Annotated in this window: 13 protein-coding genes; 9 read left to right on the forward strand and 4 right to left on the reverse strand. The window is 64.2% G+C overall.

The annotated features are described in order from the left end of the window. Positions 1–59 precede the first annotated feature (59 nt). From pnuC to NNX37_RS07565, 3 genes are read left to right on the forward strand one after another with little or no spacing between them, the layout of a single operon-like run. Positions 60–710, forward strand: coding sequence for a nicotinamide riboside transporter PnuC (gene pnuC, locus NNX37_RS07555; protein ID WP_255791732.1), 651 nt, complete (start codon positions 60–62; stop codon positions 708–710). Then, on the forward strand, positions 707–1813 hold the full coding sequence (locus tag NNX37_RS07560; protein WP_255791734.1) for an AAA family ATPase: 1107 nt from the start codon (positions 707–709) through the stop codon (positions 1811–1813). The genes pnuC and NNX37_RS07560 overlap by 4 nt, the downstream gene beginning before the upstream one ends. Continuing rightward, positions 1813–2556, forward strand: coding sequence for an NUDIX hydrolase (locus NNX37_RS07565; protein ID WP_255791736.1), 744 nt, complete (start codon positions 1813–1815; stop codon positions 2554–2556). The genes NNX37_RS07560 and NNX37_RS07565 overlap by 1 nt, the downstream gene beginning before the upstream one ends. Positions 2557–2572: 16 nt before the next feature. On the opposite strand, the gene NNX37_RS07570 is transcribed toward NNX37_RS07565, so the two are convergent. After that, positions 2573–3277: a lysoplasmalogenase family protein gene (locus NNX37_RS07570; protein WP_255791737.1), complete on the reverse strand. Its 705-nt coding sequence runs from the start codon at positions 3275–3277 to the stop codon at positions 2573–2575. Positions 3278–3475: 198 nt separating this feature from the next. Between NNX37_RS07570 and NNX37_RS07575 the strand changes: the two genes are divergently transcribed. Together NNX37_RS07575 and NNX37_RS07580 are read left to right on the forward strand one after the other, a co-directional pair. Continuing rightward, positions 3476–4573, forward strand: a complete 1098-nt coding sequence (locus tag NNX37_RS07575; protein WP_255791738.1) for a fatty acid desaturase family protein — start codon at positions 3476–3478, stop codon at positions 4571–4573. 62 nt (positions 4574–4635) lie between these two features. Continuing rightward, on the forward strand, positions 4636–5709 hold the full coding sequence (locus NNX37_RS07580) for an App1 family protein (protein WP_255791740.1): 1074 nt from the start codon (positions 4636–4638) through the stop codon (positions 5707–5709). A 65-nt stretch (positions 5710–5774) separates the two neighbouring features. Here the strand turns inward: NNX37_RS07580 and NNX37_RS07585 are convergent, their stop codons facing one another. From NNX37_RS07585 to NNX37_RS07595, 3 genes are all read right to left on the reverse strand, one after another. Continuing rightward, complete coding sequence (locus NNX37_RS07585) at positions 5775–6254, reverse strand: hypothetical protein (RefSeq protein WP_255791742.1); 480 nt, start codon at positions 6252–6254, stop codon at positions 5775–5777. A 324-nt stretch (positions 6255–6578) separates the two neighbouring features. Then, positions 6579–7679 carry an FUSC family protein gene (locus NNX37_RS07590; protein WP_255791743.1) on the reverse strand — a complete coding sequence of 367 codons (1101 nt, stop codon included), beginning with the start codon at positions 7677–7679 and terminating at the stop codon, positions 6579–6581. Between the two features lie 58 nt (positions 7680–7737). After that, entirely contained in the window at positions 7738–8658 is a 921-nt protein-coding gene (locus NNX37_RS07595; RefSeq protein WP_255791745.1) for a LysR family transcriptional regulator, read from the reverse strand. A 438-nt stretch (positions 8659–9096) separates the two neighbouring features. On the opposite strand from NNX37_RS07595, the gene nrdH reads away from it, so the two are divergent. From nrdH to nrdF, 4 genes are all read left to right on the forward strand, one after another. Continuing rightward, on the forward strand, positions 9097–9342 hold the full coding sequence (gene nrdH / locus NNX37_RS07600) for a glutaredoxin-like protein NrdH (protein ID WP_146361766.1): 246 nt from the start codon (positions 9097–9099) through the stop codon (positions 9340–9342). Between the two features lie 99 nt (positions 9343–9441). Beyond that, on the forward strand, positions 9442–9951 hold the full coding sequence (gene nrdI, locus NNX37_RS07605) for a class Ib ribonucleoside-diphosphate reductase assembly flavoprotein NrdI (RefSeq protein ID WP_407079933.1): 510 nt from the start codon (positions 9442–9444) through the stop codon (positions 9949–9951). Continuing rightward, entirely contained in the window at positions 9948–12086 is a 2139-nt protein-coding gene (nrdE, locus tag NNX37_RS07610; RefSeq protein WP_255792806.1) for a class 1b ribonucleoside-diphosphate reductase subunit alpha, read from the forward strand. Before nrdI ends, nrdE begins: the two co-directional genes overlap by 4 nt. Before the next feature lie 54 nt (positions 12087–12140). Beyond that, on the forward strand, positions 12141–13115 hold the full coding sequence (gene nrdF, locus NNX37_RS07615; protein WP_255791747.1) for a class 1b ribonucleoside-diphosphate reductase subunit beta: 975 nt from the start codon (positions 12141–12143) through the stop codon (positions 13113–13115). The last annotated feature ends 201 nt before the right edge of the window (positions 13116–13316 follow it).

Below are 13316 nucleotides of genomic sequence, written 5' to 3' on the forward strand. Positions count from 1 at the left end.
ATCTCCGTCACAGCCCTAGGCTACAAATTGTCACATTGACAATAAATCAGGAGAGCGACATGAACGCAGTACTGGACTGGATGAACTCCCCGGCGGCACACCTGCTCGGAGCACCGGTCAGCTGGATCGAAGTCATCGGATTCGTCACCGGCGCGGCCTGCGTCTACGGCGTGGCCCGGCAGCAGGCCTGGAACTGGCCCGTCGGCATTATCAACAACATTGCGTTCATGATCCTGTTCTTCGGGGCCGGCCTCTACGGGGAGACCGTCCTGCAGGCAGTGTTCGCCGCCGTCGCCGTCTACGGCTGGTACAACTGGGTCCGGGGAGCGAAGGACACGGAGCAGAAAAGCGACCTGCCCATCCGCGACGCCGGCCGGAACGAAATCATCGGCGGAATCGCCGCCGTCGTCCTGGCCACCGCGGGGATCGCCATGATCCTCACCCACGGAACCGACTCCGAGGTCCCCTGGCCCGATGCCTTTGTCCTGGCTGCCTCGCTCCTGGCCACCTACGGACAGGCCAAGAAGATTTTCCAGCACTGGTACGTCTGGATCGCCATCGACCTCGTGAGCGTCCCGCTCTACTTCTCCCGCGGCCTCAACCTCACCGCCCTCCTGTACATCGGCTTCACCGCCCTCTGCGTCTACGGCCTGATCGACTGGAAGCGCACCCGCACCGCAGCCGCCCGCCCCGCCGCCGTTCCGGTATGAGCCTCTTCGCGCAAGGCCTGGTCATCGGCAAGTTCTATCCGCCGCACACCGGCCACCGGCACCTCATCGCCACGGCGTCGAAGCAGTCCGCCAGGCTGGCCGTGGTGGTCCTCGGCACCCGGTTCGAGGACATCGGCCTTGCCGACCGCGTGAGATGGCTCGCCGCGGAGTTCGAGGACACCAACGTCACCGTCATCGGAATGCCGGACGACTGCCCCGTGGACTACACCTCCCGGGCCATTTGGAAGGCGCACAATGAGCTCCTGCGCCTTGCCCTCAAAAGCAAGGGCATCACGGCCGTCGACGCCGTCTTCAGCTCCGAGGAGTACGGTGCAACCCTGGCCGGGGATTTCGGCGCCGAACATGTCATGGTGGACAAGGCCCGGAGCGCGTACCAGGTCAGCGGGACCCTTTGCCGCGACGACCTCGGCGCGGCCTGGCGGAACATCCTCAAGCCCGCCCGCCAGGACATGGCCGTCCGGATCATCGTTGTCGGCGCCGAATCCACCGGCACCACCACCCTCGCCCAGGCTCTGACCACGCACTACCGGAACCGCTATCCCGAACTGGCGGATGTTCCGGAATTCGGCCGCCAGTTCACTTACGACAAGTTCGCGGCGCTGCAGGCGGAGAAGCCCGACGCCGTCCTCTCCGACATGGTCTGGACGGCCGAGGATTTCGCGGTCATCGGAGAACGCCAGAACCAGATGGAGAACGAGGCAGCGGCACGGTGCCCCCTGGTGATTGCCGATACGGATGTCATCACCACCTCCCTCTTCGAACGGATCTACATCGGTGAGAAAAGCTACGGCTCCTATCTCGCCGTCAGCCGGCTGCCGCACCGCGACCTGTACCTCATTACCGACCACGACGGGGTCGCCTTCGAGGACGACGGCTGGCGCGATGCCGGGCACCCCCGCGCCGAAATGACCGAGTGGTTCAAGGAGGAGCTCACGGCAGCCGGTTCCCCGTGGATACTGGTTACCGGCAGCCCGGAGGAGCGGATTGCCACGGCAACGGGGATAATCGACCTCATCATCGCCCAGCGCAACAGCTTTACGTCCCCGCCCTGGGCCACACGGACGGTACTGACAGGAGCCTGATGGCCGGCGAAGAAGAGCAGTTCCTCCAGGACTACGAGCCCAGGGAGTATCCCTCCGTGGGGCTGACCGTGGATCTGGTTGTCTTCGCCGTCACCGGAAGCACTCTCCATGCAGCCTTCGTCCGCCGCGGAGGGTATCCCTTCAAGGGGGCCCTGGCGCTGCCGGGCGGGTTCGTCGGACCGAATGAGGACGCTCTTACAGCCGCCTGGCGCGAGCTGGAGGAGGAGACGGGACTGGACCTCGGTGCGCACCGCGCCCACGTCGAGCAGCTCGCCACCTACAGTTCCCCGAAACGGGACCCGCGCATGCGCGTCGTTTCCGTCGCCCACCTTGCGCTGCTCGCCACGGACGGCCGCACCCTGCCCGCACTCGATCCCGGCACCGACAGCGCGGCAGCCCAATGGCTGCCCGTGTACGAAGTCCTCGCCCAGGAGACGCTGGCCTTCGACCACCGCGGGATTCTCACCGCCGCTCTTGAACGCCTCGCCGGCAAAATCGAATACACCCTGGCCGCCGCGCGGCTCCTGCCCGGGGAGTTCGCCCTCTACCAGCTGCGCCGGGTCTACCAGGCCGTGTGGAACACCGACAAGCTCGACGCCGGCAACTTCACCCGCAAGATGACCGGCGCGCTGCATGACACCGGGCGCAAGGTTGCCCGTGGCAAGGGCGCCCCGGCCGCAGTGTTCACCGTTCGGGACGAGTATCTCAGCCCCCCGATGATCCGCCCCGCCGCCGAGAGTTGACGCTTTACCGCCCGGGTCAGCGAGCGTTCCCCCAGGTGCGAAGGGCACCGGCAACAATCAGGCCCTGACCCGCACAGTACGTGAGCATCACGAGGGGACTGGTCCAGTCCGGCATCTGTTCCGGCAGGAAAATCCGGCCGGCGAGGACGGTGTCCGAGGCCAGGAACAGCAGGCCGCCGGCTGCCGCCATCGGACGGCACCGCGCCGCCGTCGCCGCCGTGCCTGCGAGGACAATGCCGTAGGCCGCCACGGCGAAGGCAAGACCCCCGAGAGTCGGCCAGAGGACCAGGAGCATCAGCACCCACCACAGCGGAAAAACCAGTGCCCACCGGGGAAAGGGGCCTGCTGCGGCATACCGTGCCAGCAGCCAGATGTAACAGAGGTGCGCGAGCCCGAAGGAGCCGAGCATTACCGGCAGCTCCGGCGCCGAGGGGAAGAATGCGGCAGCCCCGTCGCCGATCCAGGAGAAAAACAGTGCCGCCAGCAGCAGTACGGGCGGCAGCTTCCGGCCGGCGGGCCCGCCGAACAGGCTTCGCCCGCCCCACAGGGCCGCGGCCGCCAGCAGCGGCATCAGGGTGAGCTTGGTGGGTTCGGCGATGTCGGTGGCTTCGACTGCCCGCGCCCCGATATGGACGGCAGAGGCCGCTGCGAAAGGCAGGAATCCCCACCACCACGAGCGGGGAAGGGCAGGAGTCTTGCTGCGGGCCGGTGCGGTGGTCACGGCACTCCTTCGGGTCGGCTGCTGCCAATGGTACTGGGCCTGCCGGGAACCAGTCCTGCCGGCGCTCCGGAGAGGCGGCGGCAAAGGTCACGGGAGTGTCACAGACAAATACCAGACTTCCGGGTTAGGGTGATCACATCTGTAGAGCGGAACCGCTCATCACGCCGGCTGGGAAGTCGTACACCACCAGAAGGCAGAATGAGCGTAACCGCATCCTCCACTGCACCCGTTGAAGAAACCCCGAGCGAAAAGAAACCGCGCCGGAACAACGTGACCAGCACCTACTCCGGATTGCTCAAAGCAGTCCGCGACGAAGGACTGCTGAAGCGCCGCCGTTCTTTCTACATCACCACGTTCGTGTTTCTGTGCCTCGGTCTCGTTGCCGCTGCCACCGGGTCCTTCTTTATCGGGGAAAGCTGGTTCCAGCTGCTTATCGCCGCCGCACTGGGCATCCTGCTGACCCAGCTTGCCTTTATTGCCCACGAGGCGTCGCACCGGCAGGTCTTCGAATCGGGACCGGCGAATGACCGCGCCGGGAAGTTCGTGGCCAACGCCGTCGTCGGCATCAGCTACCAGTGGTGGATGAACAAGCACAGCCGGCACCATGCCAACCCCAATACGGTGGGCAAGGATCCGGACATCGACATGGACACCATCTCCTTCCTGCCGGAGCAGGCCGCTCGGCAAAAGGGATTCATGGCGTGGTTCGCCCGCCGCCAGGGCTGGCTGTTCTTCCCGCTGCTGATGCTCGAGGGCATCAACCTGCATGCGACGTCCATCAAGCACCTCTTTGCGAACAAGCAGGTCAAGGGCCGTATCTCTGAACTGGTCATGGTGTTCACGCGTCTGGGCCTGTATCTGGCCGCCGTGTTCTTCTTCCTGCCGGTGGGAATGGCCTTCGCCTTCATCGGCGTGCAGCTTGCCGTCTTCGGCGTCTACATGGGCGCATCCTTCGCCCCGAACCACAAGGGCATGCCGATCCTTCCCCGGGACTCCAAGGTGGACTTCCTCGGCCGCCAGGTGCTGACCTCACGCAACATTGTCGGCCGCGGCATGAACACCCTGATGGGTGGACTGAACTACCAGGTGGAGCACCACCTGTTCCCGAGCATGCCCCGGCCACACCTGGCCCGGGCCAGCCAGCTGGTGAAGGAACACTGCGCCAAGCACTCCATTCCCTACACCGAGACCACGCTGGTGCAGTCCTACGGCATTGTGGTCCGGTACCTCAACGAGGTTGGCCTCTCAGCCCGCGACCCGTTCGACTGCCCGGTCCGGTCCAAGTACCGCATCTAGCCCGTAGGTCCGCCGGAACACCGGCGGATACCTGCGATCGAAGCATCTGACAGACTAGGAATATGACTAAAAACCCCCTCGCCCGCCCGGCTGACAAGACTCCGGTGGCCCACCTCGGCATGCGCATGGAGGATTCCCTGCACGCATGGCGTGACGAACGTGCCCGCAAACGGGGCGACGTGCAGACCGTCCTGCCTTTCACCGGGTACGGCTCCACCGAATGGGTGCGGGTCCTGGGCCGGGTCATCCTGGCCAAGCCCGGCTACTTCGACGGCGCGGAAAAGTCGATGGCGTCCAAGGCGATTGCCGACGGCATCCGCGGCTGGCGGAACTTCATGAGCCCGCCCGTGAACAAGGCGACCGTCACCGTCGTCGTGGGCGACCAGAAGCATGTGGTCACCGCTGACCGCGGGGGAGTGGTGGACGCCGTCCTCCCGGCGGACCTGACTCCGGGCTGGACCACCGTCCTGCTTCGTTCCGAAGACGGCGAAGAAACCACTGCACCGATTTACGTGGTGGATCCTGCCGCCGAGGTGGGCGTGGTGTCCGACATTGACGACACGATCATGGTCACCGCCCTGCCGCGTCCGATGCTGGCAGCGTGGAACACCTTTGTCCTCGATGAGCATGCCCGCACGCCCACGCCCGGCATGTCGGTGATGATGGACCGGCTGGCACGGGAGAACCCCGTAGGCCCCGTGCTCTATCTCTCCACAGGTGCCTGGAATGTGGCCGCCACCCTGACCCGGTTCATTACCCGCAACCTGTATCCGGCCGGTCCGCTGCTGCTGACTGACTGGGGCCCCACCACGGACCGCTGGTTCCGCAGCGGCCAGGCGCACAAGCGCACCCAGCTGGAACGGCTGGCCCAGGAGTTCCCGGATATCAAGTGGCTGCTGATCGGCGACAACGGCCAGCACGACGAAGAGATCTATGCGGACTTCGCCAAGCGCCACCCGGAGAACGTCCGGGCCATCGCCATCCGCCAGCTCTCGGCCGGCGAAGCAGTGCTCGCCGGTGGACGGACCGGGAAGCCGGGGGAGACCCCGGTGGATGTGCCGTGGATCTACGCCCCCGACGGCGCCGGGATGGCCCGTCAGCTCGCCGAGATCGGTCTGCTGACGGACGAGGGCTAGACCCCCGCTTTTCAGATAAAACGGCTCGTGTCCCGGAATATCCCGGGACACGAGCCGTTTTGCGTTTAGCGCAGTTCGCCCTCGGTGATGGTCACACCCCAGGCAACGCCTTCCGCCCCGGTCACCGCCACGTCAATGATGCCTGCGGCGGGCCGGGCATCCACCGTTGCGGTGGTGGTTGCACCGTGCTGCCCACACGTGAACGTCACAGGTCCGAGCTTGGCAACGTCGACGGTGACGGTGCTGTCCCGGGCACAGTTTGCGTGGAAGGTGAGGGCCTCGGCATCACTGCGGAGACCATGGACGGCAAGGCTGCCGCCGTCCGGGTCCTCGATCCGGCTAACGAGGATGGCTTCGCCCGGATCCGGCGCCGAAACCGGGGAGGCCGAGCCGGATGGGTCGGCACCCGGGCTCTGGCTGGCCGGGGTGTCCGGGGCCGCGGAACCGTCCGCAGTGTCTGCTGGCGAACAACCCGACAGGGATATGGCGGCAAAGGAAAATGCGGCTAATCCCGGCAGGGTATTTCTGCGTTGTTTCACTGACATTGGTTCCCCCTTTAATTGGGGAGGCCCTCCATGTTGTCTAACCCGGATTTCCGGGCGGCTGACCCCGACGGATGGTGCTTTGTGATACGCAGTGCACTGTGTCTTTCTCTTTCGCAGTCTTGCTTTTCCGCGGGGCAGTGTCAACCTTGCGGATTCCACGGAGGAATGCCGAATACCCCTGAACGCCTGTCACTGCACGCCTGTTACGGGAATTCAATCAGTTTCCGAACGGCGGCTTTACCCGGCGAACTTATCCGGCATTAGCGTTGCCAAATCAGCGGCGGAAATCAGGGGCGGGCTATTTGCCGGCCGGCAGGCCGCGGCCTAGGCGTCGCCGTCGGACTCCGTATTGATGATCCGCAGGATGCGGCGCAGATCCATGGCCAGTGCCGCCGTCGCATCCACCGGGCTCTCGGTCGAGCCTGAGGTGTTGACCAGCCGCACCAGCTCCACGAGCGCCTGGGTGGCCGTCGCGTGCTCCTCGCTTTCGGGATCCCACATCTCCACCGCTTCTGCGCAGCCGTTCACTGCCTTGGCCAGCGGTACGGTCAGGGCAGCCGGGACGGCCACATGCTCGGGATTGCGCCAGATCGCATCCGTGAGGACCTCCGTCATGTCCTTCACGTGCCGGGTGGCACGTTCCATGGCCCGCAGCGCCCGGTAGTCGGCAGTGAAGTCGCGGCTGTACTTGCGGCTGCGGATGTTTCCGTGCCGGCTGGTATCGGCCAGCTCCACGGCTTCCCGGACCTCTTTGGTCAGGGTGTCCAGCTCGCTCTCGCGCTGGGACCAGTCCTCGTGTTTCGGCGGCCAGGTTTCCTCCAGCGCCGTGCCCATGTCCCGCAGCTGCCGCGCCAGCGATTTCCGCAGCGTCACCAGCCCGTTGACGGCGCCGTTCAGGTGCAGGGGCGGGAAGACAAGGGCATTGACGGCCAGCCCGACACCAACACCGACCAGCATCTGCACGCCGTAGCCGAACGAGTAGCCGTCCGGATCGTCGCCGCCCAGGAGGAGCACGAACAACGCAGCCATCGGCACGTATTCCCGGCCGGACGAGCCCAGGAAGGACAGCCCGCCGAGCAGCACGCCAATCCCGACGATCACCGAAATGGTCCAGACATTCGGGGTGCCGATCAGCAGTGCCCCCAGCGCCAGGAGCATGCCGGTCACCAGGCCCGCCAGGGTCTCCATGCCGGTGCGGAAGGAACCGGACACCGTCGGGTACATGCTGACAATGGCACCCAGCGGTGCGTAATACGGGTACTGCGAAGCTACCCCGGGCACATGCGGGGCGAGTGTCCAGGCGATGCCGACCGCGAGGGTTGCCTTGAAGGCGAGCTGGAAGCGGGTGACACGCAGGACTCCGGTTACCCGGTTGGTAACGGCACTCAATGACCGTTTGGAGATGGTTTTTTCGCCAGTGGTCATGATTCGAGTATGGCCCGGGCGTTCCCCGGGAAACGACTTTTCCGCCCTGCTGCGGACCTTATGTGGGGAGCGGCACTATGCTGCGGCGGCCCAGCACCTCGGCCAGCCGGTCCAGGAAAAGCCCGACCTGGACGTTCTGTTCATGGATCAGCAGGGCGAAGATGCTCCGCGCCAGCCGGATCTCGGGGACGTCCAGCACCACCGTGCCGGCGGGGCGGCTCAGCATCGCCAGTTCCGGCACCAGCGCCGCGCCCAGGCCGGCGGATGCCATGGCAAGGCTGGCGTTGAAATCATCGCAGTACGCGGCGACCTGCGGGTGCAGGCTGCAGCTGGCGAAGAGCCGTTCAATCACCAGGGCGTCCGGGGTGCCGGGGTGGTGCATGATCCAGGGCATCCCCGCCAGCTGTTCAGCCGTCACCTCGGCGCCGCTGCGGATGCCCCAGGACTCGGGCAGCACCACCCGGAAGTTGTCGTCGCCCAGCCAGCGGCGGCTGATCGAGGAGGGCCAGGCCAGTCCGCCCTGGCCCACCTGGTACACCAGTGCGACGTCGAGGTTGCCGCCGGTGCGCAGGCCCTGGATGGTCTGCGCGGGCTCAGCCACGGACAGCAGCAGCTCAATCCCCAGGTCCACCCACCGGGGTGAGGCAAGCAGCTCCGGCAGGGCAAAGGTAGCGAGGCTGGGGAAGATGCCGAGCCGCAGCTCGTGCCCGCTGCCCGGCCCGGGCCGCGCTGCGGCGGCCAGGAGGGCGTCCATGTCAGTAAGTACCTTGACGGCGTGCCTGGCCATGACGACGGCGGCGTCAGTGGGAGCAGCGGTGCGGGCGGAACGCTCGAACAGGCGCGCTCCGGTGTCCTTCTCCAGAGCGGACATCTGCTGTGACACTGCCGAGGCGGTGTAGCCCAGCCGCAGGGCGGCGGCGGCAAATGATCCGGTGCGGATCACCTCCAGCAGCGTCTTCAAGTGCACGGGGTTTACCATCCTGTGCCCTCCTTCCTTGCCCGGCGGCGTCGACCACAATATCTAGTGTTGGCCGGCACTAGGGCCGACACGCCCACGGTACGCGACACGCACGAATCTTGCCTGCCTCATCACATGTGCATTGCGTTCTGCACAGGCTGTGGAGAACCTCCGCCGAGCTCCGGAAATCCGCCGAATAACGGGGCACCGCCTGTGCACAAACTGTGGACGGACGCCCCGTGTAATGACATACTTGTAATACATCATGTAGGGGTTCCGCCTCGGGGGGCGCACTAGATGTAGTGTCTGGGCAGGGAACTGGATGTAGTATCTAGGAACAGACTTCGGGAGCTTCACGAAGCTCCGCAAGCAGATTTCCAGCACCGCGAACGTCCCGCATCACCAGCTCCATCCAGCATCACAGAACAGACTTCACGCTTCACTAGGGGAGACCACGCCATGACCGTTACGGTTTACACCAAGCCCGCCTGCGTACAGTGCAACGCCACTTACCGCGCCCTCGACAAGAAGGGCATTGTGTACCAGAGCGTGGACATGTCGCAGGATCCCGAGGCCCTCGAGCGCGTTCGTGCCATGGGCTACATGCAGGCACCCGTTGTCGTCACCGAGCAGGACTCCTGGTCCGGCTTCCGGCCCGACAAGATCGAAGAGCTGGCCCAGGCGCAGGTTTCCTCCGTAGCCTAGGCACCGCCGAAGGGCGGCCGGGGGTTCCCGGTTCCGCAGCACCTCGCATCATCCGCACCACGCACCACCCGCGCAGTACCCGTCAGGAGCGCAGCAACCATGACACTGGGGATGGCAGACCAGGCCGGCCTCGGGCCGGCATCGGCATCCGCAGGGAATGGGCAGCCGGAAACGGATGCGTCCCTGATTTACTTCTCCTCAGCCTCCGGGTACACCCGCCGCTTTGTGGAAAAGCTCGGGATCCGCGCGGCGCAGCTTCCGCTCCACACCTCCCAGCCCACCCTGCTCGCCCGCAGTCCGTACGTGCTGCTGCTTCCCACCTACGGCGGGACGGCAGCCCAGCCGGGCGCAGCGGCCCGGGGCGCCGTTCCCAAACAGGTCATCAAGTTCCTGAACAGCGAGCACAACCGCTCCTTGATCCGGGGAGTGATCGGGGCGGGCAACACAAACTTCGGGGAAACCTATTGCCTCGCGGCAGACATCATTGCCGTGAAATGCCAGGTCCCCGTGCTGTATCGATTTGAACTCATGGGCACGTCCGAGGACGTTGCCAAGGTTAACGAAGGATTGGAAAAGTTTTGGACACATCAGTCGCAGAAGCCGGCATGACGGACTCCAAGGAGCTCCCGGAGGCTTACAAGGGCCTGGGCTATCACGAGCTCAACGCCATGCTGAACCTGTACGGCAAGAATGGAGAGATCCAGTTCGACGCCGACCGCGCTGCTGCGCGCCAGTACTTCCTTGAGCACGTTAACAACAACACGGTCTTCTTCCATGACCTGGAAGAGAAGCTGGAATACCTGGTCAAGAATGAGTACTACGAGCCGGAAACGCTCGACCAGTACTCCATGACCTTCATCAAGGAGCTGTACAACCGCGCCTACAAGAAGAAGTTCCGCTTTGAGACCTTCCTCGGCGCGTTCAAGTTCTACACCTCGTACACGCTGAAGACCTTCGACGGCAAGCGTTACCTGGAGCGCTACGAAGACCGTGTCTGCATGGTTGCCCTGCACCTGGCCCGCGGCGACGAGCAGCTGGCCACGCAGATGGTGGACGAAATCATCGAGGGCCGCTTCCAGCCGGCTACCCCCACGTTCCTCAACGCGGGCAAGGCACAGCGCGGCGAGCTGGTCTCCTGCTTCCTGCTGCGCATCGAAGACAACATGGAGTCCATCGGGCGTTCCATCAACTCAGCGCTGCAGCTGTCCAAGCGCGGCGGCGGCGTTGCCTTCGCACTGACCAACATCCGCGAGGTCGGCGCGCCGATCAAGCAGATCGAGAACCAGTCCTCCGGCGTCATCCCCGTGATGAAGCTCCTCGAGGACAGCTTCTCCTACGCCAACCAGCTCGGCGCCCGCCAGGGTGCCGGTGCCGTGTACCTGCACGCCCACCACCCGGACATCAACCGGTTCCTGGACACCAAGCGCGAGAACGCGGATGAGAAGATCCGCATCAAGACCCTCTCGCTCGGCGTCGTCGTCCCGGACATCACCTTCGAACTGGCCAAGCGCGACGAGGACATGTACCTGTTCTCCCCGTACGACGTCGAGAAGGTCTACGGCATGCCGTTCTCCGACATCTCGGTCACCGAAAAGTACTACGAGATGGTCGACGACGCGCGGATCAAGAAGACCAAGATCCGTGCCCGCGACTTCTTCCAGACCCTCGCCGAGATCCAGTTCGAGTCGGGCTACCCCTACATCATGTTCGAGGACACGGTGAACCGGGAGAACCCGATCGAGGGCAAGATCATCATGTCCAACCTGTGCTCGGAGATCCTCCAGGTTTCCCAGCCCACCACGTACAAGGATGACCTGTCCTACGACGAGACCGGCAAGGACATCTCCTGCAACCTCGGCTCGCTGAACATTGCCAAGACCATGGACTCGCCGGACTTCGGCCGGACCATTGAAACGGCCATCCGCGCGCTGACCGCAGTGTCGGACATGAGCCACATCGGCTCGGTGCCGTCCATTGCCAAGGGCAACGACATGTCCCACGCCATCGGCCTGGGCCAGATGAACCTGCACGGCTACCTGGCGCGTGAGCGGGTCTACTACGGCTCCGAAGAGGGCATCGACTTCACGAACATGTACTTCTACACGGTGGTCTTCCACGCCGTGCGGGCGTCCAACCTGCTGGCCATCGAAACCGGCCGGAAGTTCGCCGGCTTCGAGCGCTCCAAGTACGCCACCGGCGAGTACTTCGACAAGTACACCAACCAGGAATGGGTCCCGCAGACCCAGCGCGTGCGTGAGCTGTTCGAGGGCGTTCACATCCCCACCCAGGCTGACTGGGAGGCGCTGAAGGCTTCGGTCATGGAGCACGGCATCTACAACCAGAACCTGCAGGCCGTGCCGCCCACCGGTTCGATCTCCTACATCAACAACTCCACCTCTTCCATTCACCCGGTGGCGTCGAAGATCGAGATCCGCAAGGAAGGCAAGCTGGGCCGCGTGTACTACCCGGCGCCGTACCTGACCAACGACAACCTGGAGTACTACCAGGATGCGTACGAAATCGGCTACGAGAAGATCATCGACACCTACGCCGCTGCGACCCAGCACGTGGACCAGGGCCTGTCCCTGACGCTGTTCTTCAAGGACACCGCAACCACCCGCGACATCAACAAGGCGCAGATCTACGCCTGGCGCAAGGGCATCAAGACCATTTACTACATCCGCCTGCGCCAGCTTGCGCTGGAAGGCACCGAGGTTGAGGGCTGCGTTTCCTGCATGCTGTAACGCTGCAGCTTTCCGCACCCCTTTTCCCGAACCTTTGAAGACAAGGAATTACTCATGACCGAGAAGCTGAAGCTGATCGACGGCGTCGAGGCGATCAACTGGAACCGGATCCAGGATGAGAAGGACGTTGAGGTCTGGAACCGTCTGGTCAACAACTTCTGGCTGCCGGAGAAGGTGCCGCTGTCCAATGACGTCCAGTCCTGGGCCACGCTGACTCCGGATGAGCAGCAGCTCACCATGCGCGTGTTCACCGGCCTGACCCTGCTGGACACCATGCAGGCCACCATCGGCGCCGTCTCGCTGATCCCCGACGCGCTGACCCCGCACGAGGAAGCGGTCTACACGAACATTGCGTTCATGGAGTCCGTGCACGCCAAGAGCTACTCCTCGATCTTCTCCACCCTGGCTTCCACCAAGGAGATTGACGAGGCGTTCCGCTGGTCCACGGAGAACCCGCATCTGCAGAAGAAGGCGCAGATCATCACCGATTACTACCGCGGCGATGATCCCCTGAAGCGCAAGGTGGCTTCCACCCTGCTGGAGTCCTTCCTCTTCTACTCGGGCTTCTACCTGCCGATGTACTGGTCCTCGCGGGCCAAGCTCACAAACACGGCCGACCTGATCCGCCTGATCATCCGTGACGAGGCCGTGCACGGCTACTACATCGGCTACAAGTACCAGCGCGGTCTGGAAACTGTTCCCGTGGAACGCCGCGAGGAACTGAAGGACTACACGTACGAGCTGCTCTTCGAGCTGTACGAAAACGAAGTCCAGTACACGCATGACCTGTACGACGGCGTCGGCCTGGCCGAGGACGTCAAGAAGTTCCTGCACTACAACGCCAACAAGGCGCTGATGAACCTGGGCTACGAGGCCATGTTCCCGTCCACCCTGACGGACGTGAACCCGGCGATCCTTTCGGCCCTGTCGCCGAATGCCGACGAGAACCACGACTTCTTCTCCGGCTCCGGCTCGTCCTACGTGATCGGCAAGGCCGTGAACACGGAAGACGACGACTGGGACTTCTAGTTCCCTAGCTGAATCCGCACCATTGCCGCCGCAGCGGGCCTTCGGGCCTGCTGCGGCGGCAGCGCTGTTTAATGCACTGTGAGTTGGCAATCCAATATGACAAATTAGTTGTCAACTACCGGATTATGGCCCACTCAGAGTGGGTAAACCGATACTGCAGGATCCCCCCGCTTGAGAGATGTTGCCGTTAGTCGATCTACG

Source organism: Arthrobacter zhaoxinii (genome assembly GCF_024385505.1).
Lineage (GTDB): Bacteria > Actinomycetota > Actinomycetes > Actinomycetales > Micrococcaceae > Arthrobacter_B > Arthrobacter_B zhaoxinii.